This is a genomic window from Sulfitobacter sp. SK012 (assembly GCF_003352085.1).
In the GTDB taxonomy this organism is placed as follows: Bacteria; Pseudomonadota; Alphaproteobacteria; order Rhodobacterales; family Rhodobacteraceae; genus Sulfitobacter.
In genome coordinates, this window is record NZ_CP025807.1 from 23,081 (window position 1) to 42,245 (window position 19,165).

At 55.4% G+C, this 19,165-nt stretch carries 18 protein-coding genes; 5 read left to right on the top strand and 13 right to left on the bottom strand.

What is annotated here, in order from left to right; translation table 11 throughout:
* Positions 1-6: 6 nt before the first annotated feature.
* The 8 genes from C1J03_RS24825 to C1J03_RS24860 form a co-directional block, all read right to left on the bottom strand.
* Positions 7-1,626 carry a GMC family oxidoreductase gene (locus C1J03_RS24825; RefSeq protein WP_114889421.1) on the bottom strand — a complete coding sequence of 540 codons (1,620 nt, stop codon included), beginning with the start codon at positions 1,624-1,626 and terminating at the stop codon, positions 7-9.
* Entirely contained in the window at positions 1,616-2,059 is a 444-nt protein-coding gene (locus C1J03_RS24830; protein WP_114889422.1) for a gluconate 2-dehydrogenase subunit 3 family protein, read from the bottom strand. Before C1J03_RS24830 ends, C1J03_RS24825 begins: the two co-directional genes overlap by 11 nt.
* 6 nt (positions 2,060-2,065) lie before the next feature.
* Positions 2,066-3,286, bottom strand: coding sequence for a sugar ABC transporter permease (locus C1J03_RS24835; protein WP_114889423.1), 1,221 nt, complete (start codon positions 3,284-3,286; stop codon positions 2,066-2,068).
* Positions 3,276-4,091, bottom strand: coding sequence for an ATP-binding cassette domain-containing protein (locus tag C1J03_RS24840; protein WP_114889424.1), 816 nt, complete (start codon positions 4,089-4,091; stop codon positions 3,276-3,278). The genes C1J03_RS24835 and C1J03_RS24840 overlap by 11 nt, the downstream gene beginning before the upstream one ends.
* 11 nt (positions 4,092-4,102) lie before the next feature.
* A complete protein-coding gene (locus tag C1J03_RS24845) occupies positions 4,103-5,164 on the bottom strand; it encodes an ABC transporter substrate-binding protein (RefSeq protein WP_114889425.1) in 1,062 nt (353 codons plus the stop codon).
* 181 nt (positions 5,165-5,345) lie between these two features.
* Positions 5,346-6,095 carry a FadR/GntR family transcriptional regulator gene (locus C1J03_RS24850; protein ID WP_114889426.1) on the bottom strand — a complete coding sequence of 250 codons (750 nt, stop codon included), beginning with the start codon at positions 6,093-6,095 and terminating at the stop codon, positions 5,346-5,348.
* A 569-nt stretch (positions 6,096-6,664) separates the two neighbouring features.
* A complete protein-coding gene (locus C1J03_RS24855; RefSeq protein WP_114889483.1) occupies positions 6,665-7,285 on the bottom strand; it encodes a lytic transglycosylase domain-containing protein in 621 nt (206 codons plus the stop codon).
* 43 nt (positions 7,286-7,328) lie between these two features.
* Positions 7,329-7,682 (bottom strand): hypothetical protein, encoded by a 354-nt coding sequence (locus C1J03_RS24860; protein ID WP_114889427.1) that lies wholly within the window; start codon positions 7,680-7,682, stop codon positions 7,329-7,331.
* 189 nt (positions 7,683-7,871) lie between these two features.
* Here C1J03_RS24860 and C1J03_RS25915 point away from each other — a divergent pair, with 189 nt between their 5' ends.
* Complete coding sequence (locus C1J03_RS25915) at positions 7,872-8,153, top strand: hypothetical protein (protein WP_254694329.1); 282 nt, start codon at positions 7,872-7,874, stop codon at positions 8,151-8,153.
* A 31-nt stretch (positions 8,154-8,184) separates the two neighbouring features.
* Here C1J03_RS25915 and C1J03_RS24870 read toward each other — a convergent pair whose 3' ends face one another.
* From C1J03_RS24870 to C1J03_RS24895, 5 genes are all read right to left on the bottom strand, one after another.
* Entirely contained in the window at positions 8,185-8,397 is a 213-nt protein-coding gene (locus C1J03_RS24870; RefSeq protein WP_114889428.1) for a helix-turn-helix domain-containing protein, read from the bottom strand.
* An 899-nt stretch (positions 8,398-9,296) separates the two neighbouring features.
* Positions 9,297-9,680 (bottom strand): carboxymuconolactone decarboxylase family protein, encoded by a 384-nt coding sequence (locus C1J03_RS24880; RefSeq protein ID WP_114889430.1) that lies wholly within the window; start codon positions 9,678-9,680, stop codon positions 9,297-9,299.
* A 3-nt stretch (positions 9,681-9,683) separates the two neighbouring features.
* Positions 9,684-11,129, bottom strand: a complete 1,446-nt coding sequence (locus C1J03_RS24885; protein WP_114889431.1) for an aldehyde dehydrogenase family protein — start codon at positions 11,127-11,129, stop codon at positions 9,684-9,686.
* 42 nt (positions 11,130-11,171) lie between these two features.
* On the bottom strand, positions 11,172-12,263 hold the full coding sequence (locus tag C1J03_RS24890; protein WP_114889432.1) for an aromatic ring-hydroxylating oxygenase subunit alpha: 1,092 nt from the start codon (positions 12,261-12,263) through the stop codon (positions 11,172-11,174).
* Positions 12,256-13,146, bottom strand: coding sequence for a MurR/RpiR family transcriptional regulator (locus C1J03_RS24895; protein ID WP_114889433.1), 891 nt, complete (start codon positions 13,144-13,146; stop codon positions 12,256-12,258). The genes C1J03_RS24890 and C1J03_RS24895 overlap by 8 nt, the downstream gene beginning before the upstream one ends.
* Positions 13,147-13,208: 62 nt before the next feature.
* Between C1J03_RS24895 and C1J03_RS24900 the strand changes: the two genes are divergently transcribed.
* The 4 genes from C1J03_RS24900 to C1J03_RS24915 are packed head-to-tail and all read left to right on the top strand — an operon-like array spanning position 13,209 to position 19,129.
* Positions 13,209-15,668, top strand: coding sequence for an FAD-dependent oxidoreductase (locus C1J03_RS24900; protein WP_302661635.1), 2,460 nt, complete (start codon positions 13,209-13,211; stop codon positions 15,666-15,668).
* Positions 15,665-16,747, top strand: coding sequence for an alcohol dehydrogenase family protein (locus tag C1J03_RS24905; protein WP_254694330.1), 1,083 nt, complete (start codon positions 15,665-15,667; stop codon positions 16,745-16,747). The genes C1J03_RS24900 and C1J03_RS24905 overlap by 4 nt, the downstream gene beginning before the upstream one ends.
* Complete coding sequence (locus C1J03_RS24910; protein WP_114889435.1) at positions 16,744-17,850, top strand: mandelate racemase/muconate lactonizing enzyme family protein; 1,107 nt, start codon at positions 16,744-16,746, stop codon at positions 17,848-17,850. The genes C1J03_RS24905 and C1J03_RS24910 overlap by 4 nt, the downstream gene beginning before the upstream one ends.
* A complete protein-coding gene (locus tag C1J03_RS24915) occupies positions 17,843-19,129 on the top strand; it encodes an aspartate aminotransferase family protein (protein WP_114889436.1) in 1,287 nt (428 codons plus the stop codon). Before C1J03_RS24910 ends, C1J03_RS24915 begins: the two co-directional genes overlap by 8 nt.
* The last annotated feature ends 36 nt before the right edge of the window (positions 19,130-19,165 follow it).

Genomic DNA, 19,165 nt, shown 5'->3' on the forward strand with positions numbered 1-19,165 from the left:
CGGACCTTAGTCAAATAGGGTTTCAATATTGGTTTTAATGCTGTCGCCGACGTAAAGAGCCATCGCCTGAATTGTGGAGGTCGGATTGACTGCGCCAGCTGTTGGAAAGATCGAGCCATCGACGATGAACAGGTTCTTGACGTCGTGACTGCGCCCCCAGCCATTCACCACCGACGTTTTGGGATCCTTGCCCATCCGGCAAGTGCCCATTTGATGCCAACCCGCGCGCCACCACACTTTGCCGTCAGCTTTGGTCAGAACTTTCTTCGCACCTGCAGCCAGCAAGATATCCGTCGCGCGTTCTTCTCCGTGGCGCAGCATTTTGCGGGTATTTTCGCCTAAACGATAGGTGATTTTCGGCGCGGGGATGCCATCGCTGTCGGTCAAGTCCGGGTCGAGCGTGACGCAGTTGTGCTCTTCGGGCAGATCCTCACAGACGACAGTCAAACCAGCAAGATAAGGATAGACGTTGTCCATAATCTCGCGATGCTCCGCCCCCCACGGGATCGGATTGTCGATGCCATACCCGCCAAGCGCATAGGTCATCGGCGTTGTGGAGCGCCCCGAATGCAATCCATACCCCCGCACAAAACCTCGGCTTGGGTCCGTTTCATAGAACTCTTGGCTCAGGATCGAACAGGCCATCGGTCCTTCGTGCCCCAACATCGGTTCATCAAAGACTCCGGAAACCCCTGTCAGGGGATGGAACATCAGGTTTTTCCCGACCATGCCGTTGCGATTTGCGAGCCCTTCAGGGAAAGCTTTGGATTTCGAGTTTAACAACAGGCGCGGCGTGCCGACGCCATTACATGCGACGACAACCAATTCAGTACGCTGTTCGTGAACTTGTCCGTCCGCGCCATGATACAACACACCCGTGGCCATCCCGGTCTTTTCATCCACAAGGATTTCACGCACGCGACATTCCGAACGCAGCTCAACCCCTGCGTTTTCGAGCACTGGCCAGTACGTGAAGTTGGTGCCGCCCTTTGCGCCGACACTGCACCCTAGATCACAGGTGCCCGCGTTCACGCATTTTTGTCGCCCATCGTGGTCCTGACTGAGGATCGACACATCAGAAGGCCACCAGTGATAGCCCTTTTCATTGAACCCTCTCGCGAGCGACTGACCCAACTTGCCCAACGGGATCGGTGGCAGTTCTGGCGTGTAATCTGGATAGGCAGGGTTTCCACCTAAACCCGACACGCCCGTGACGCGGTCGTTCATATCATAGAATGGGGCAAGCGTTTCGTAATCGACCGGCCAATCTTCACCGACGCCATCAAGCGACTTGGTGCGGAAATCGGAAGGCTTCATTCGAGGCCAATGGCCCAGAAAGTTAATCGTGGAACCACCGACCGCATTGAAGTTTACCGGCATGATACAGCTGTCATCCGCATTAATCGGATAGTCCTGCTTCAACCGACGCACATTGGGATCGCAGGAGAACTCACCGTAGCGGGCCAGTTCATAGTTATCATCGCGGCTGGGGAAGTCTTTGTCTTCAAGACGCGGACCTTGTTCCAAGCACAAAATGCGCATCCGAGTTTCCAAAAGCGACCAGGCAATGGCTGCGCCCGATGCTCCGGCACCAATAATTAAAACATCGACAGGGTCATTTTGCATCGCGATAGACCTTTCCTCGCGCACGCACTGGTGCCGTCAATTTGTCCATGAAGTCCGCACTTTCGCGGTCGACCGGATAGCCCTTGGGGTGGATGGGATGCGCTCCGACGCCAACATAGGGGCGCGTGTCAGGGCGGCTGTAGTAACCCATGTAGGTTAGCCGAACGAGCGTCTCGAAAGCTTGAACGTTTGCCGCTTCTACACGTTTCAAATCCGCGATTTTCTCATCACGTGGTAGGGTCGTGAAATTGGCCGAGATCGCGTTCAGGATCGTCCGCACGGATCCAACCGGATCGGGTGCATAGGCATGAGCGGTCGGGAGAAACTCCGCCACACCCAATGCGCCCGCTCCGGGGATGCCACCGTCTCCGCTCTGGGGGATCAGTTCATCAAGGACTGCATCCAGAGTAGGTCTGTCGTTTTCATTCAACATGACGGATTACCTCTCTGAAGTGCCCGAACGGGACACCGCATCAATAGCCACAGCCAGCAACAGGATCGCGCCGGAGAACATCAGCTTATCGGCCGCACTCGCGCCTGACAGGTCCAACCCGTTGCCAAGTGAACCGATAACCAGCGCTCCAAGGATGGCGTTCCAGACCGATCCACGCCCGCCGAACAGCGACGTCCCTCCGATGACAGCTGCACCGATTGATTCCAGAAGAAGCGAGCCGCCCGCAAAAGCTGTGTAGGAAACAGAGCCAAAACGGGAGGCACCAAAAATGCCGCCGATCGCCGCCATAAGCCCAACAATGGCAAAAGCAGAAACGCGGATCCGTTTGACATTCATGCCCACACGCCGCGCGCTTTCTGCATTGCCGCCAACCGAAAACAGAGAACGGCCATAAGGTGTCGACGTGGTAATCCAGCCGACAAGCGCAGTGATCACCATCAGCAAAACAATGAGCAAAGGAACCGAACGGTAGGCATTTAGTGTCGCGACCGTTGCCACCATCAAAACGCCGAAGAAGGCGATTTGTCCCCAAACAGCGAATGGACTGTCAAGTTCAACCCCACGTGTCTTGCGCTGCGATTGTCTGCGCAGAGAAAGATAGGCAAAGACCACAATACAAGCCAGCGCCAGCACCCATCCCAATGCATCGGGCAACAGCACACGTGCAAATCCGCGCACGAAAGGATCGCTAACATTGAGGTTTCCAGTGGGAAGGATTTTCTGCATTAGGCCCTGAAAGCCCAGAAGCCCCGCAAGCGTCACCACAAACGACGGGATACCAACATATGCCACAAGAATGCCCTGTGCCGTCCCCATAATAATGCCGACACCCATCACGATCAGGCAGGCAATTGGGCCGGGCACACCGGCAAGAACCAGCACACCTAGCAACGCCGCACAAACGCCAGCGGTCGCGGCGGCTGACAGGTCGATGTCGCCCAAGAGCAAGACCATAGTAATACCAACAGCGAGCGTGGCAATCACAGCTGATTGCATGAACAAGTTGTAGATGTTTCGAGGGCTGAGGAAAACAAACCGAATGCTTTCGGCATCCGCGTCGCCCCAGTATTCCCACAGCGGAACCGCAAGGCCGAAGTAAGCCCAGATCGCCGCAAGCGCCAACAGCACCGGCACAAAGGCGCCTAACTTTGTTTCACGCATGATCCGCAGTCGGTCGATGAATGTAAGTTTGTGTTCAGGCTGCATTTCCGGCCTCGTCATCCAGGCCGCGCGTCATCGCCGCGACAATCTCATCAGGGGTGATATCGTCTTTTCTCCACGTCGCGACATTGCCGCCGTGACGGAGAACGCAAATTCGGTCCGCAACCTCAAAGATGTCGCGCATGTTGTGAGAGATGTAGATGACCGCGTGATTGGTATCGCGCAGCCGTTTAACGACGTCGAGAACCTGCCGGGTCTGAGCCACGCCGAGCGCTGCCGTTGGCTCATCGAGCATCACGACTGTGCCATCTGCACCGACGGCGCGCGCAATCGCGATAGCCTGACGTTGACCGCCGGACAGACCACCGACTTTGGCGCGAATGGATTGCAATGTGCGGACCTGTAGGCGATCGATGGCGTCCTGTGCCTTCACTTCCATCTCGAGGTCATCAAGTGGGCGCAGCAAGCGGGGCAAAAACGACCATCCGGGTTTCACGGGCTCAGCGCCTAACGACAGGTTCGCAGCCACATCCAGATTTTCACAGAGCGCGAGATCTTGATAGACAATCTGAATGCCCAAGGCGCTTGCGTCGTGAGGGGTATTCACACTCACAGGGGTTTCATCCATGAAGAACTGACCCTCGTTGGCAGAATGTGCTCCAGCCAAAACCTTCATAAGAGTTGACTTGCCTGCACCGTTGTCACCAACCAGTGCCATGACTTCCCCTCGGGCGACTTCAAAGTCGATGCCGCGCAAGGCATGAACGCCACCAAATCGTTTGTGAATACCGCTCACGCGTAGGTGAGGGGGTGGGGCCGATGGCCCCACCTTATTGCTGTTATCAGACATCTGATTTCCTGCTACTGACAGAAATCTGTGGCAGCGGCTTCGCCCTGACAGACCATGTCTTTTGTGATGGAAGGATCGTTTTCGATCACATAGGCAACACCTTCGGCACCGACTGCCGAATAGCTATCTACTGGAACGAACGCGACATCATTGCCACCAGCGTTCTGAACAACTTCAGTAGCCAGATCAGAATAGTCCGTGCCTTCCAGCATGCGCACAGTCACTTGCGCTGCCGCAGCGGCCATCTCGTGCAAAGGACGCCAGCCACATTGTGTCTGTTTCCCAAGCAACATGAGCTGCTGCGCCTGAACCGTGCAGTCAAGACCGGAAACCGGAACGGTCCCTGCCATGCCTTGCTCTTCCATTGCTTCAATGGCCGCACCGGCGTTGCCGTCATTTGACGAGACCACACCTTGCACATTGTTGCTAAGCTGGGTCAAAGCCTGATCCATGGACCGACGCGCAATGGCCGGGTCCCAGCCCGGGGTCCAGTTCTCATAGCCCATAACGCGCTCACCTGACGCGAAAAGAGGCTCAAGAACAGAAACCTGACCCGCATGGATAACGGCTGCGTTTGGATCTGTTGGAGACCCTTTAAGCAGCACGAGTGTGTCGCCTTCGCTTGTGTTGTCTACGACGTGCTGCGCTTGAGCGGCACCCGTCGCAAACATATCCGCCTGTACCCATACAAGAGTATTTGGCGAATTGATCATCCGGTCGTAGGCAACCGTAGGAATGCCCTCTTCTGCAGCAGAATCTGCGATAATCGCAGAGCTTTCACCGTCAATCGGAATAACAACCAGTACCTTTGCGCCTTGTGTTAAAGCTTGCTCGGCCTGACGCTGCTGAACAGATGTGTCGTTGTTGGCGTTGAAGACCTCAACTCTCACGTCGGGGGCAATCTCAGCCATCGTGCTCAAAAACGCTGCTGCGTCCTGCTGCTCCCAGCGTGGGTTCACGTTCTCTGGCAGCAACAGTGCAACCATGTCTTCGGCTGACGCGGATTGCGCGACGAGTGTCGCACTCGCCAGCATGGTCGTCGCGAGAAGACCTTTTTTTAGATTAGAAAACATCGTATCCTCCTTGTTGATGTTTTGACGCTCTTTAGAGCGCCTTTTCGTCTGGTGGTTTCCCCGATATTTTGGGGTGGATCCGGTAGCACGACGTTGATTGAATCCGGTGTCGTGCTGCCACCCACTAACCCGCGCTCCACCGCGGGTTAGCGATTTGCTTGCCCAATTGGGCGTCGCTCCTCTATGCCCCTCCAGGCATGTTGCTCAATGCACTCTCAAGACGTTGGCTTGTGTCAGCCAAGTGAGCTGTCATCATTTCTTCTGCAAGCGCATGATCCCGCGCCTTGATTGCCTCAAGAACCTTGCGGTGAAAGGGAATTGAATTGGCGTTTTCTCGTGGATCACGATTTGTCAATCGGATCGAGCTGAGCAGGGCGGAAAAGATCACCCCCTCCATCGACAATAGAAGCTCGTTGTTTGCAGCACGCAGTATCCCGCGGTGAAACAGGGCGTCGGCCACCACAAAATCTTCGATAGAGTGAGATTCGTCTTCCATGCGAATTTGTGCGGCTTCGATGTCTGCATGCTGCGCATCTGTGCCGTGCTGCGCGGCCCAGCCAGCGGCCTTGGGTTCCATCATCTGGCGCATATCCAGCAATTGGCGCAAAAACGCAGGCTTTGGATCGACGGACAGGTGCCACGCCAACACATCGTCATCTAACAAAGCCCAGCTCGCCCGACGCCGCACCCGCGTTCCACTGCCGCGCTTCACTTCCAGCAATCCCTTGCCAACCAAAAGCTTAACACCTTCGCGGATCACGGACTTACTAACCCCAAACCGTTCCGAGAGTTTCCCCTCATCCTCGATCAAAGCGTCTTCCTTGTAATGACCCGCGACAATGCGGCGTCCCAACTCCCGCGACACTTGCATCGCGAGCCCGGGAGCAACCCCGCTCGCATCCTTCAGATCGTAGTACAACATCTCATTCATGCAATTAGATTAAACATCAGATGTTTACGAAGTCCAGATGAATTTTCACATTTTTTATTATCTAAAAAGATATCGACAAATGCCAGGTAACATGTTGTAAAAATTTAAAAAATCAGAAATCACAGTTGATCTTTGTGTCTGTGCCTAAAGAGGCCGCGAACAAAGAAATGACGGGAAGACATTGTGAATCCTGTCGGACAAAAGCGAATCTGTGGCGCTAAACGACGTGCGAGATCTGCCAATTGCGCCCATTGGTGAATGTGCAGCGTAGGCCTGAATTCTCCGCAACGCGATCCTTGACCACCCAAAGTTGCTGCAAAGTGGGTGAATAGCCGCTTCCTACGCCGCATTGCGGAATCGAGGCTATCGCCAATGCAGCATAAATCGTGCTGCGAGCGCGCGCAGCGAAAAATCAGCACTTCTTCTATGGGCTCGTTCCTGCCGTTCTCCGCATCGCGGTATCCTACGTGATCCGTCTCGATTGTGGCGTCACTCACGGCCCATTGCGGCCGTTGGCGACGCTACCTCATTGCTGCATCGCGGCCCGTCGAAGGAGACATTCGCTGCATTCATGGGTTTGTTCCTTCCAGTCGAGCGACCACCGCCATGACGCGGGCCACATGATTTTGGGTTTCTCGGTAAGGGGGTATTCCGCCATATTGGCGCACGGCATCGGGGCCTGCGTTGTAGGCCGCCAAGGCGAGGCGCGGATCGCCGAACAGTTCCAGCATCATCGCGAGATAGCGGGCAGAACCATCGAGGTTCTGGAGGGGATCGCGTGGATCGACGCCAAGGTCGCGCGCTGTCGCTGGCATCAGCTGGCCAAGACCGATGGCGCCAGCGCTGGAAACCGCAGTCTGACGATAGGCGCTTTCGATTTCGATGTTGGCGCGGAAGAGGATGAGCCAATCTGAAACCGAAAGTCCCGCGCGGCGCAGGCCGGTATGGCTGCCGTAGCGCAGCGCTGTGGCCTCAATCGCCGAAAGAACGTCTGCGCGGGGCAGGGGAGCACGCGGCGCGACGGCGGCGATGCGTATTTCTTCTGTTGCTGGGACAACATCAGGTTCGTCAAATATCGCGAGCGCATCGGCCGCCGAGCCTTGGCCTACGCCGTCGTTGTAGTTCCGAGCAAAGCTGTTTTGCGATTGCGTGGCGGTCAGCGAGCCGTCGCTCTCCATGACCAGAACCATTTGGGCTGCTGCAGGTGGCGCAAGCATCCAAATGAAGAGAAGGCTAGTCGCTGCTGCCTTTGACGGGCGCAATGAGTTTATGCGTGGTCCGCTGTCCTTCTTCGAGCGGGACATCGGCATGCGAGAAGCCGATGCCAACCAGGAACGAGACAACGCCCGTGATGGTTTTGAATTCGCGGATTTTGATATCGTTGTGAGTTGTGCGGGTCCGAGCCGTGACCAATAGCTTTTCCACGCCATCGTCAGAGACGGCGCGCATGATCCAGATCCCATAATAGCTCGGACCTTTCTTGTGCGCAGTTTCCTGGCACAGGATCTCGGCGCTATAGCCGCTTTCCACGAGATCGCGGAATCTAGCCTCAGTGACCACATTCGGTGCTTCTACTTCCCAGTTCATAACTGCGATCACACTTCTCTTTTCTCGAGACGTAGGATCGCCATGCCCACCATGGACATCACGAACATACGAAAGTATATTAATGAAACGCAAGGTATATTATTGCGATTCTGATGTAGTATTTGCCCTCGGTCTGATCGGTCCGAGGGCCTTGCCATGCCGCGTCATATAAAGGATTCTTGGCGAAAGATGAAGCTACTGCATTTGGTCCCGCAGGTTATACTATTGAGTGCTTTGCTTGGAAGTTCGGCCAACAGTGCTACCTGTCTCGCTCCGCAACGGCCCTTCGTCCCAAACGATCCGCAAGCTGCTCAAGAATATGCTAATCTTATTCGGAACGACTTCGAGATCTACATTCAGGATATACAGAGTTATTTACGCTGCCTCGACGAGGAACGGGCGCGCGCGTTTCAGGAAGCGCGTGAAGTCAGCGAAGAGTATGGAAGGTTCCATGGATTGGTTGGGCCATAGTTATGGAATGCAGGGGCTTGTCGAAAAGCACTCAGAATCTGGGATTGAGAAGGTCTCGTGCCTCAACGCCCAATGCCTCGGCAATCGCTTCAACCATATCGATCGACGCGGCGTGCTTTGCGTTCTCGATCTTGCCAATATAGCCGCGATCAATGTCCGCGCGATGCGCAAGGGTTTCCTGGCTGAACCCTTTGGATCGGCGCGCCTCTTGAATATTTAGACCAAGTTGTATCCGTAGCTTCATGCCAAAGGCAGAGCCCAGATGTAGAGTATTTAACCACGCAATATATTCTACATTCGGATGGTAGACTATTGTCTTCGGCTGATAATTTCCCGAATTGGGGTCCAGCGCCATGATGGGCGAGTACAAAGTGGAAGTTGCACGTGAGGGTTGGGCATGAATTTTGACAACGTCAATTTACCAAAAGGGGCCGAAGTACCTCTCAGAATTCATGATCAAAAATATTCAAGCCGAGGCGGTCTCTAGCCCGCGAATTTCTCGCGCCACCGCTCGAAGATAACCCCTCAATCCCACAAAACTAAGTTGTTTTCCGGCGTTCCGACATCCGACAGCAAGTCCAAAGTGAATTAGATAGTGACCCATTTTGACGAAGAAGCATCACCCGTTGCTCGACTGATTGGACCCAATGGCAAGCAAACGGTTGGTTGGGTGTACGCTTGGGAGACCTCGGAGCTGTCGATCCTATGGATTAATGAGCGAGACGCGGTCGCTTTTATTGACCCTCCATTGTGTCCTGAGAGATTGGCGAAGGCCAAGGCAACAACGCCTGAGGATGTGATTGCCTTCCTGGCTGCGCTTTTGAAACACAGTCCGTAGAGGCGGTTTGCAGCAGGGCAACCTGCTTGCAAAGATGTGGATTCCATAAGCCTTTGCGGAGGCACGCACCGGCAGGGGCCATGTCGTTAAACTTCAAACCGGCCATTCATCTTTCCTGCGGCTAGCGGCAAGAAGGAGCCCATTTTGACCGATGCTGCAACGAGCACGAATGTCCGCAATCGGGCCGCGCCAGTTTAGTCGCGTGATTTGCTTTGCGCTGACTATCAGCGTCGTCTCGAATCCAAACCCTTCGAAACTATTGGCCAAACATTTGATGGAAATCGTATGGTATCGACCATTCGGCACTAAGCAGTGTCGTCGAGAACCTTGCGCGCGACCCGAAAACACTCAAGCGCTTGTGGGACGCCGCAATAGATACCGATGACGTGGATGATCGCCCGGATTTCTTCTTTTGAGACGCCATTGTTTAATGCCCCTTTGCAATGGGTTTCCCATTCGGCCATTTTCCCAAGCGCACCGATCATAGACAGGTTCATCATTGAGCGCGTTTTGGCGTCGATCACGTCGTCACCCCAACCAAAACCCCAACACCAAGCCGTCATCGCTTCTTGAAATGGCCGCGTAAAGTCATCCGCAGCGGCGAGATTCTTTTCAACGTATTGTGCGCCAAGAGTTGCCTTGCGTTGCTCTAACCCCTTGAGGAACAAGTCTTCATCAAAAGTGCTCATGTTTTATCCTTTAAGTTTGATTGCGACGTTCTTGGTCTGCACATAATTCCAAAGGGCTTCGCGACCCTTTTCACGCCCATAGCCAGACCTTCCGTAGCCGCCGAAAGGCGTCTCGACACCGCCAGCGTACCATTCGTTGACAAAAACCTGACCTGCGCGGATCTGACGGGCGGCTTGGGTCGCGCGGTTTAGATCATTGGTAAACACCCCACCGACGAGACCATAGGGCGTCCCATTGGCGATCTCGATTGCCTGCGCGTCAGTATTGAACTTAAGCACAGACAGAACGGGGCCAAAGACCTCTTCATTTGCGATGTTCATGTTAGGGGTGACGTCGGTCAGGACAGTAGGTTCAAGGAACGCACCGGGGATGTTCATCTTGTGCCCACCCGTCGCGATTTTTGCACCTTCGCTGACAGCCGCTGTGATCATGCCAACCGCACGGTCACGCTGTGCATCGGATACCATCGCACCCATTGTCGGGCCAAATTCGGGCTGCTCAATGCCGGGACCGACCTTGAGCGATTGGGCAACACCGACAATCCGCTCGACCAATTCATCGTGAATGCTGTCGTGGGCAATCACCCGCGACATTGCCGAACAGACTTGTCCTGCATTGAAATAAATGCCCCACCGAACGTCGTTTTCAAAAGCTGCAAGATCGGCGTCGTCATGCACGATGGCAGCAGATTTCCCGCCAAGTTCCAAGACACATGGCACGACGTTCTTGGCGGCGGCGGACGCGATTGCGATGCCTGTTTGCACCGATCCGGTGAACACGATCTGGTTCACCTGAGGATGCGCGGAAAGTGCGGCACCCGCCTCATGTCCCAAACCGCACAAGATATTCACAGCGCCTTTCGGCAAACCCACGGCCTCGGCGGCATGAGCGAACCATGCGTTTGTTAGTGGCGTCAATTCGGGTGTTTTGATCACGACCGTGTTGCCTGTCGCAAGAGCTGCGGACAGGGATCGCGCTGTCATCTCAAGCGGGTAATTCCACGGAATGATTTGGGCTGACACGCCAAAAGGTTCATAGGTTGTAAAGTCAAAATACCCGGCACCCAATGGGATTGAACGCCCTTCGACCGTCTCGGCTTGATTGCCGTAGTATTCGAAATAGCGTGCAGCACCCTCAACTTCTATCCGGCTTTCCCACAGCGGTTTGCCTTGCTCAAGCGTCAGAACTGGTGCGATGTCGTCGATGTTTTCGAGCAGGAAGCGCCCCATGGCTTGGACCATGCGACCCCGTTCGACGGGGCGAAGATCGGACAGCTCGCCCGACAGGTGAACGCGCCGTGCGGCCAGGACGGCGCGGTCAACGTCTGCTGCGTCGGCCAGTGCGTGCTGGGCCAGCTTTTCACCCGTGCCAGGATTGATCACATCAATGCGGCCCGCGCCGCCATCAACCCAAGCGCCGTCGATGTAGTTTTGCCAATAGTCTTTCATCGCCGCAAATCCTTGTGTTTTTTGTTATTCGCTTCGGGCTGTTTAGGTCTGCTGGTCGCCGTCAATGGCCTCCCGCATCCAGCGCTGAAGATGCATTACGGGATGCTCTGAATTAACACCGCCTTTGGGGTCCACGACCAAAGGTCCGGGCCGGTAGCCGCGCGATCCGAGCCCACGTTGCACGGATTCCACCAGATGAATGTCTTCTTCCACCGTTGTTGCGCGGTCTTGCTGGGCGAGCTTACGCACGGCCTCGTTGTCTTCGCCGTCCAAAGAATACCAACCCCGCCACAAGATCACTTGCGTCGCACTGATGGCGCGCCAGTGATAGGTATTCAGCACATTGCCCGGATAGACCTGAAAGCTGAACATCGGCCACAGGAACCAGCTGGAATATTCATCAAAATGCTTAAAGCCCGACTGAATGTCGTAGGTCATGCGATCAAGGCTTTGGCATTCGGTTGTGTGACGCAGGCACTGGCCTTGGGGTTGGATGTCGTAGGTTTCTGGCTTCACCACGCCGCTCGCAAACGTAGGGTGATTCAACGAGCAGTGGTAGCATTCAGAATAATTCTCGACCGAGACTTTCCAATTGCAGTTCTCTGGTATTTCCACCCATTCCAGCGGCTTGAGGTCGGCCCAGTTGGGCACCCACTCTTCTAACTCGACGCGTGCGCGTGGGAACCAGTCTTCCATCGGCTTGGCATCTGGATCAAGATTCACAAAGACGAAACCAAGGAACTCTTCGACGCGCACTTCATTGAGGCAAACAGTGGATTTGTCGAACCCTTCGACCGCCTTGATATTCGGACCAGCCCGTAATTCGCCCGTCAGTTCATAGGTCCACGCGTGGTAGGGGCACACGACGACGCGGGTCGTGCCTGATCCGCTGACAAGCTGGTGCGCGCGGTGCTGGCAGACATTGTAGAACACCCGTATTTTGTCATCACGTCCACGGATCGCAAACAGGCTTTCGCCCGCAATCTCAAATGTTGTGTAGCACCCTGTTTCGACAAGTTCTGATGAGTGGCAGCCAAACTGCCATGTGCGGGCCAGAAGGCCTGCGCGTTCGATGTCAAACACCTGCGGATCAATGTAGTAGCGCGCGTCGAGAGATTTTACCGGGTCAGTCATTCAAACCCTCATCATAAAGTCCAAGGCTATGGCGCCTTTCATGAAACTTCTCGACTCGCCCCACCATTTCATCGCTGGAAACCGCAATCACAAATGACAAAAGCGTTTCTAAGATTGCAATGGTGCTGACGGACGACGGGAAGAATTGTGGCGTTTCAGCTGACACGACAAATCCATGGTCGGCTTTGCGAATGATCGGGCTGGCGGGGCTGTCTGAAATTCCAATCACCGTGATCCCTTGTTCATTGGCGACACGCACTGCTTCGACCACTTCGCGGCGGTAGGGCTTGCAGGTGATGGCGATCAAAACGTCGCGTTTATCGGCCCATGCAAGATCATCAATGGGAGTCGATCCTGCACGTGGAATAGCATGAAACTGGGTCATGCCCGTGGAGGCGAGATAGGTGAAATTGCGGGCGTTGGAATTGTTCACCCCGACACCCAGCGTGTAGACATTGCGCGAGGCCCAAATGGCTTCGGCGGCGGCAACCAGATTCTCGACGGAAATGCCTGCAAACGTGTCTTCGATATTGCTCAATGCGCCTTGGACCATGTCCGCATAGATACCGCCCAGATCACCTGACTTGCGGATATCTTGCAACCAACGCACCCGATCAGGGAAATTGGCATCACCGCGCCGGATTGCATCACGAAACGGCTGGCGAAAATCCTCGTAGCCTTCAAACCCGACTTGGCGCGCCATGCGCACGACGGTGTTTGGCTTAACGTTTGCGGCTTGCGCGATTTCACGGACCGTAGACACTCCCACATCACGCGGGTTTTCCAGCACATAAGTTGCGGCCTTTCTCGCCTCTGGTGTGAGGTCCGAAAGCTCGTCTGCGAGGCGCTCCAGAATCTTTGATGATACGTTTGTACTATTCATTATTGACGATGGTATATTTGTCCGCTTAACCTGTCGAGGACTTTTTACACATGAGGTGCTGCGTGGCTGAACAAAATTTCCCGACCCACGCGAAGGTCGTCATTGTGGGCGGCGGTGTCATGGGCTGTGGCCTTGCGTACCATCTTGCACATGAAGGCTGGGACGATGTTGTGCTGCTTGAAAAGGCGGAACTGACCAGCGGCAGCACTTGGCACGCGGCGGGCCAGATCACCCATTCGACCAGCTCATTCGGGCTGGGCAAATGTGTGGACTACAACATCGGGCTGTATTCTGGCGGGCTCGAGACCGAGACCGGCCAGCCCGTCACGTGGCATGGCTGCGGATCCTTCCGTCTTGCCTATACCGAGGATGAGATGGATTGGCTGCGCCATACCCTGTCTGTGGGGCGTTCATTAGGCTTCAACATTGAACTGGTCGGGCCGGAAAAGGTCGCTGAACTGCATCCGTTCTATAATCTCGAAGGTGTCATAGGGGCTTTGTACACGCCTGATGACGGTCACGTGGACCCATCGAACGTTACGATGGCCATGGCAGCGGGTGCGCGCCAAAAAGGCGCGCGTATTGTGCGCCATTGCCGCGCGACGAACATCACCCAAGCGGCGAATGGCGAGTGGATTGTAGAGACCGAGAAGGGAGTGATCACCTGCGAGCATGTCGTCAATGCGGGCGGCACTTATGCGCGCCAAATGGGCGAATGGTCGGGCCTGCAATTACCGATGACGTCAATGACACACCACTATTTTGTCACTGAAAACGTTCCGGAGTTTGAGAGTCTTGACCGCGAGCTCCCCGTTATTCGAGACGACAAAAAGGTGTCAGGCTACATCAGGATGGAGCAAAAGCGGGGGCTGATTGGGATCTACGAAAAGGCCAATCCAAATTCTGTTTGGCACGACGAATGTCCTTGGGATTATGAAAACTGGCTGTTCGATGCTGACTATGATCGCGTCATGCCGTGGCTTGAGGAAAGCCTGAACCGGATGCCAATTTTTGCGGACCTTGGCATCACGCGCGAAGTGCACGGCGCGATTTCACATCCCCCTGATGGCAATCCGTTGATTGGACCCGCACCCGGTGTGCAGAACTATTGGTGCTGTTGCGGTACGCAGATCGGTATCGGCTGGGGGCCGGGGCTGACGCGCGAATTGGCGCGTTGGATGGTGCACGGCGCGGCTGATATCTCGATGCGCGATTATGACCCGCGCCGCTTTGGCAGCTACGCAAACAAAGAATGGCAGGTCGTCAAAGCTGAAGAAGACTACTGCCTGCGCCACGAGATCCCTTTCCCGCATTTCAACCGCCTCGCGGGCCGCCCGATCAAGCCGTCACCGCTGTATGACTTGCTGAATTCCAAAGGCGCAGTTCACGAAGAGGTTTACGGGTTTGAACGCCCCCGCTGGTTTGCCCGCGATGGAGTGGCGCAAGAAGACCACTATTCATTCCGGCGCAATGCAGTGCACGACATGGTCGGTGCCGAAGTCAAAGCCGTGCGCGAAGCGGTTGGCATTATGGACGTGACTGCCTTTACCAAAGTGTTGGTCAGTGGCGCGGGCGCCCATGACCTGCTGGACCGTTTGACGGCCAACAAGATGCCGCAAAAGGTGGGATCGATCACGCTGACCCATATGCTGAACCGTCGCGGGCGGATCGAGTTGGAAACGACTATCGTCAAGATGGGTGAGGATAGCTATTACCTTGTTTGTGCTGCATTCTTTGAACAACGGCTACTGGATCATCTCAACCACAACCAACGTGATGAGACCGTGAGTATCACGGCACTTTCATCGGATTGGTCGGCCCTGTCCCTGAACGGCCCAAAGGCACGTGATGTCTTGGCGGCTTGCACGGATACCCCACTCGATAACGCATCTTTTCGCTGGCTTTCGGCGCAAGAAATCACAGTTTCCGGTCACAAGGTATGGGCATTCCGGATGTCTTACGCGGGGGAGTTGGGCTGGGAATTCCACATGCCATTTGCTGCCTGTCTGGACGTCTACACCGCACTCTGGGCGGCAGGCGAAGCGCATGGGATTACCAACTACGGGTCATTTGCGATGAACGTCATGCGGATGGAGAAGGGTTTTAAAGGTGCGGGCGAACTCACCAACGAGGTTACCTTGCCAGAGGCAGACGTGATGCGATTTGTGCGTTCTGACAAGGCGTATCTGGGCAAAGAGCAGACACTTGCAAATGCGGATGATCTGCCGTGGATTTGTGCCTATTTGGAAATCGAACCTGACGGTGTCGAGGATGGTCATGGCGGCGAGGCAGTGCTGTTGGAGGGGGCAGTTGTCGGGTCGACGGCATCGGTGGCCTATGGGCATACAGTCGGCAAAATTCTGGCTTTCGCATATATCAAGCCACATGCCGCCACGCCGGGAACATCCCTAAAGGTAGTCATCGCAGGCGAGCCCCGCGCCGCCAAAGTATTGGGTGAGGCCGCGTATGATCCACAAAGCCTTTTGCCTCGTGTCGATAGCACAGCAAAGGAGCCGCAATGACATTACCCGAAAAAATGTGCGCGATGGTCACGATGGGACACGGCGATCTGGACCAGATCGAGTTGCACGAAAACTGGCCACGACCCGTTCCCGCTGCGGACGAGGTATTGATCCGCGTGCTGGCTTGCGGGCTCAACAATACGGACGTCAACACGCGTTCGGGCTGGTATTCCAAGGCTGTTTCTGAGGCCACTACCGGTGGCGCTTTTAATGAAGTCTCCGACGAGGACCCGACTTGGGGCGGCGCGCCCATCAGCTTTCCGCGGATCCAAGGTGCCGATGTCTGCGGCGAGATCGTGTCGGTTGGCGCGCAAGTCGACCCAGCGCGCATCGGAGACCGGATCATAACGGACAACTGGCTGCGTGATGCCGACGATCCTTTGGACAAGAACAAGACGGGCTACTTCGGATCAGAACGTGATGGTGGTTTTGCCGAATTCACGACGATCCCGTCGCGCAATGCGATCGCCATTCTGTCCGATTTTTCAGACGCTGAACTGGCAACCTTCTCATGCTCTTATTCAACTGCTGAAGGGATGTTGACCCGCGCCAATGTTACAAAGGCCGATACGGTGCTGGTGCCAGGCGCATCGGGTGGTGTTGGCGGGGCTTTGGTGCAATTGGCGAAACGGCGCGGGGCACGTGTGATCGCACTCGCGTCCGAAGCTAAACACGCGGATGTCACGGCCCTTGGCGCGGATGTGGTTTTGCCTCGTTCGCCAGAAAACCTTCGCACCGCGTTGGGTTCAGACAAAATTACTGTGGTCGCGGATGTCGTGGGCGGACCTTATTGGTCAACATTGATTGATATTCTCGAGCGGGGTGGGCGCTATACCTGCTCCGGTGCGATTGCTGGTCCAATGGTCGATCTTGATTTGCGCACGTTCTATTTGCGCGATCTTACCTTTACGGGTTCCACCGTGATTGACCCCGAAGTAACCGCAAATCTTGTAGGCTATATCGAAGCCAAAGAGATAAAGCCGTCCCTTGCAGCCACTTACCCGCTGGCCGAACTACGAGAGGCCCAAGCAGCTTTTATCGCCAAGCAACACACCGGAAACATTGTGGTGACCCCATGAAGATATCACGTATCTCCGTCTACCAAGTCGATTTACCGCTCGAGCACCCTTATTGGCTGTCCGGTGGGCGGCTAAAGTTCGAAGTTCTCGACGCAACGCTGGTCAAAATCGAGACCGATGACGGGCTTGTTGGTTGGGGCGAAGGCACACCTTGGGGCCATACCTATGTGCCTGCCCACGGACCAGGCATCCGCGCGGGTATTGAGACGATGGCCCCGTTTATCCTTGGCCTTGATCCGCGCCGTGTATTGGATGTTGAGCGTGCGATGGACCTTGCCTTGCCTGGTCATCTCTATGCGAAATCACCAATTGATATGGCGTGTTGGGATATTGCTGGACAGGCCGCTGGCGTCCCTATTGCCGATCTGATGGGTGGCGGGTCACGGACCCCGCGCCCGATTGCATCTTCTGTCGGTGCTAAAACCATTGATGAGACCCGGGCGGTTTTGGACCGCTACAGGCAGCGGGGCTATGTCGCCCATTCCGTTAAGATCGGCGGCGATGTGGAGCGCGATATCGCACGCGTCCGCGATGTCGAAAGCATCCGACTGCCCGGCGAAATCGTGCTCTATGACGTCAATCGTGGCTGGACCCGACAACAGGCGCTGCGGGTGATGCACGCGACCCAAGATTTGCAAGTCATGTTCGAGCAGCCCTGCGAAAGCTTGGATGATATCGCTGCCATCAGCGGCAAACATGCAGCACCCGTTTCAGTCGACGAGGCACTTGTGACGTTGCAAGACGCCGCACGTATCGCGCGGGATGGCTGCGCCGAGGTGTTCGGCATCAAACTAAACCGCGTCGGCGGCCTGACCAAAGCCGCACGCATGCGCGACATCGCTTTGGCGCACGGCATTGATATGTTTGTGATGGCTACGGGCGGTTCCGTTCTGGCCGACACCGAGGCGCTGCATCTGGCAGCGACAATCACCGACGCAAACTGCCATGCCGTCTGGGCCTGCCAAGATATGCTGACGGTCGATATCGCAGGGGGGCGCGGTCCACGAAACATTGACGGGCACCTCCACCTGCCTGAAACACCCGGCCTTGGCGTTCACCCTGATGAAGAAATGCTTGGTGAGGTAGTTGCGCATTATGGATAGATTGCACACGCAAGCGGACTGGATCGAACGCGCTCTCAAGGTCTTGCCTGCTGGAGGCTTCGGAAATTTTGATCCAAACGTCATCATCGCACGCGGCAAAGGTAGCCGTGTCTGGGATGAAGATGGCCGTGAATATGTTGACTATCTGATCGGTTCTGGTCCGATGCTGTTGGGGCATGGGCATCCAGAAGTGATGGAAGCCGTGTTGGAGCAACTGCCGAATGGCATGACGTTTTTTGCCAATAACGCCAAAGGCATCGAGTTGGCAGAAGCCATAGTTGATGCAGTGCCCTGCTGTGAGCAGGTCCGGTTTGTCGCCTCGGGTGGCGAGGCAGATATGTACGCTATGCGCCTTGCCCGTGCCTACACAGGGCGTGACAAGATCCTGAAATTTGAGGGCGGATATCACGGCATGAGTGCCGAAGCACAGATGAGCCTTGCGCCCGCAATGCTGACCAATTTTCCGCAAGCCGTTCCCGACAGCGCAGGCATCCCTCAAAGCGTGGCAGACCAGATGCTGATCGCGCCTTTCAATGACCTTGAGGCCGTCGCAGCCTTGATGAGCGAACACTCAGACATTGCAGCGATCATAGTTGAACCGCTGCAAAGGATCATTCCTGCGATGCCAGGATTTCTTCAGGGGCTTCGCGATTTGTGCGACAAACATTCCGTGCTTTTGATTTTTGACGAAATCGTCACAGGATTTCGCCTCGCCTATGGTGGCGCGCAGGAGAAATACGGTGTGACCCCTGACATCTGCACGCTTGGCAAAATCATCGGTGGTGGGTTTCCGTTGGCCGCACTTGGCGGCAGCTCGGAGGTGATGCAGCACTTTAACAAAGACGCTATTGGCGCTGACAAATGGCTCATGCAACTTGGCACGCTTTCGGGCAACCCGGTCGCCGCAGCAGCAGGGCTTAAGACGATGGAAGTTCTAAAACGCGACGGTGCCTATGACACGCTACGCAAGCACGGTGCGGCCCTGCAAGACATGCAATCTAAGGCGCTGACCGATGCTGGGATCGCGCACCGCATCTGCGGAGATGAAACCTTGTTCGATCTCTTTTTCACAGACAATCCGTGTCGCGATTACCGAACCGCGCGTCATGATAATCCAAGAATGAATGTAGTGTACAATGATGCGCTGCGGGCAAATGGGGTCTTTAAATCGCCTGGGAAAATGTATCCATCGCTCGCGCTGACTCAAGACGATCTTGCTTTGACGCGCAACGCGATCGAGCAAGCAATTCCGATCTTGAAAGAGTCACTTGGGAATTGAGCGTTGGTCTTGAAGTTAAGGAGTAGGTTCGGATCG

What these genes read in the sequence shown, in the direction of transcription:
- C1J03_RS25915 (WP_254694329.1), top strand. Translation starts at nt 7,872, where the DNA reads ATGAAGCTACTGCATTTGGTCCCGCAGGTTATACTATTGAGTGCTTTG.
- C1J03_RS24870 (WP_114889428.1), bottom strand. Translation starts at nt 8,397, where the DNA reads ATGAAGCTACGGATACAACTTGGTCTAAATATTCAAGAGGCGCGCCGA.
- C1J03_RS24885 (WP_114889431.1), bottom strand. Translation starts at nt 11,129, where the DNA reads ATGAAAGACTATTGGCAAAACTACATCGACGGCGCTTGGGTTGATGGC.
- C1J03_RS24845 (WP_114889425.1), bottom strand. Translation starts at nt 5,164, where the DNA reads ATGTTTTCTAATCTAAAAAAAGGTCTTCTCGCGACGACCATGCTGGCG.
- C1J03_RS24880 (WP_114889430.1), bottom strand. Translation starts at nt 9,680, where the DNA reads ATGAGCACTTTTGATGAAGACTTGTTCCTCAAGGGGTTAGAGCAACGC.
- C1J03_RS24825 (WP_114889421.1), bottom strand. Translation starts at nt 1,626, where the DNA reads ATGCAAAATGACCCTGTCGATGTTTTAATTATTGGTGCCGGAGCATCG.
- C1J03_RS24915 (WP_114889436.1), top strand. Translation starts at nt 17,843, where the DNA reads ATGGATAGATTGCACACGCAAGCGGACTGGATCGAACGCGCTCTCAAG.
- C1J03_RS24860 (WP_114889427.1), bottom strand. Translation starts at nt 7,682, where the DNA reads ATGAACTGGGAAGTAGAAGCACCGAATGTGGTCACTGAGGCTAGATTC.
- C1J03_RS24850 (WP_114889426.1), bottom strand. Translation starts at nt 6,095, where the DNA reads ATGAATGAGATGTTGTACTACGATCTGAAGGATGCGAGCGGGGTTGCT.
- C1J03_RS24835 (WP_114889423.1), bottom strand. Translation starts at nt 3,286, where the DNA reads ATGCAGCCTGAACACAAACTTACATTCATCGACCGACTGCGGATCATG.
- C1J03_RS24840 (WP_114889424.1), bottom strand. Translation starts at nt 4,091, where the DNA reads ATGTCTGATAACAGCAATAAGGTGGGGCCATCGGCCCCACCCCCTCAC.
- C1J03_RS24910 (WP_114889435.1), top strand. Translation starts at nt 16,744, where the DNA reads ATGAAGATATCACGTATCTCCGTCTACCAAGTCGATTTACCGCTCGAG.
- C1J03_RS24905 (WP_254694330.1), top strand. Translation starts at nt 15,665, where the DNA reads ATGACATTACCCGAAAAAATGTGCGCGATGGTCACGATGGGACACGGC.
- C1J03_RS24830 (WP_114889422.1), bottom strand. Translation starts at nt 2,059, where the DNA reads ATGTTGAATGAAAACGACAGACCTACTCTGGATGCAGTCCTTGATGAA.
- C1J03_RS24890 (WP_114889432.1), bottom strand. Translation starts at nt 12,263, where the DNA reads ATGACTGACCCGGTAAAATCTCTCGACGCGCGCTACTACATTGATCCG.
- C1J03_RS24855 (WP_114889483.1), bottom strand. Translation starts at nt 7,285, where the DNA reads ATGGTTCTGGTCATGGAGAGCGACGGCTCGCTGACCGCCACGCAATCG.
- C1J03_RS24895 (WP_114889433.1), bottom strand. Translation starts at nt 13,146, where the DNA reads ATGAATAGTACAAACGTATCATCAAAGATTCTGGAGCGCCTCGCAGAC.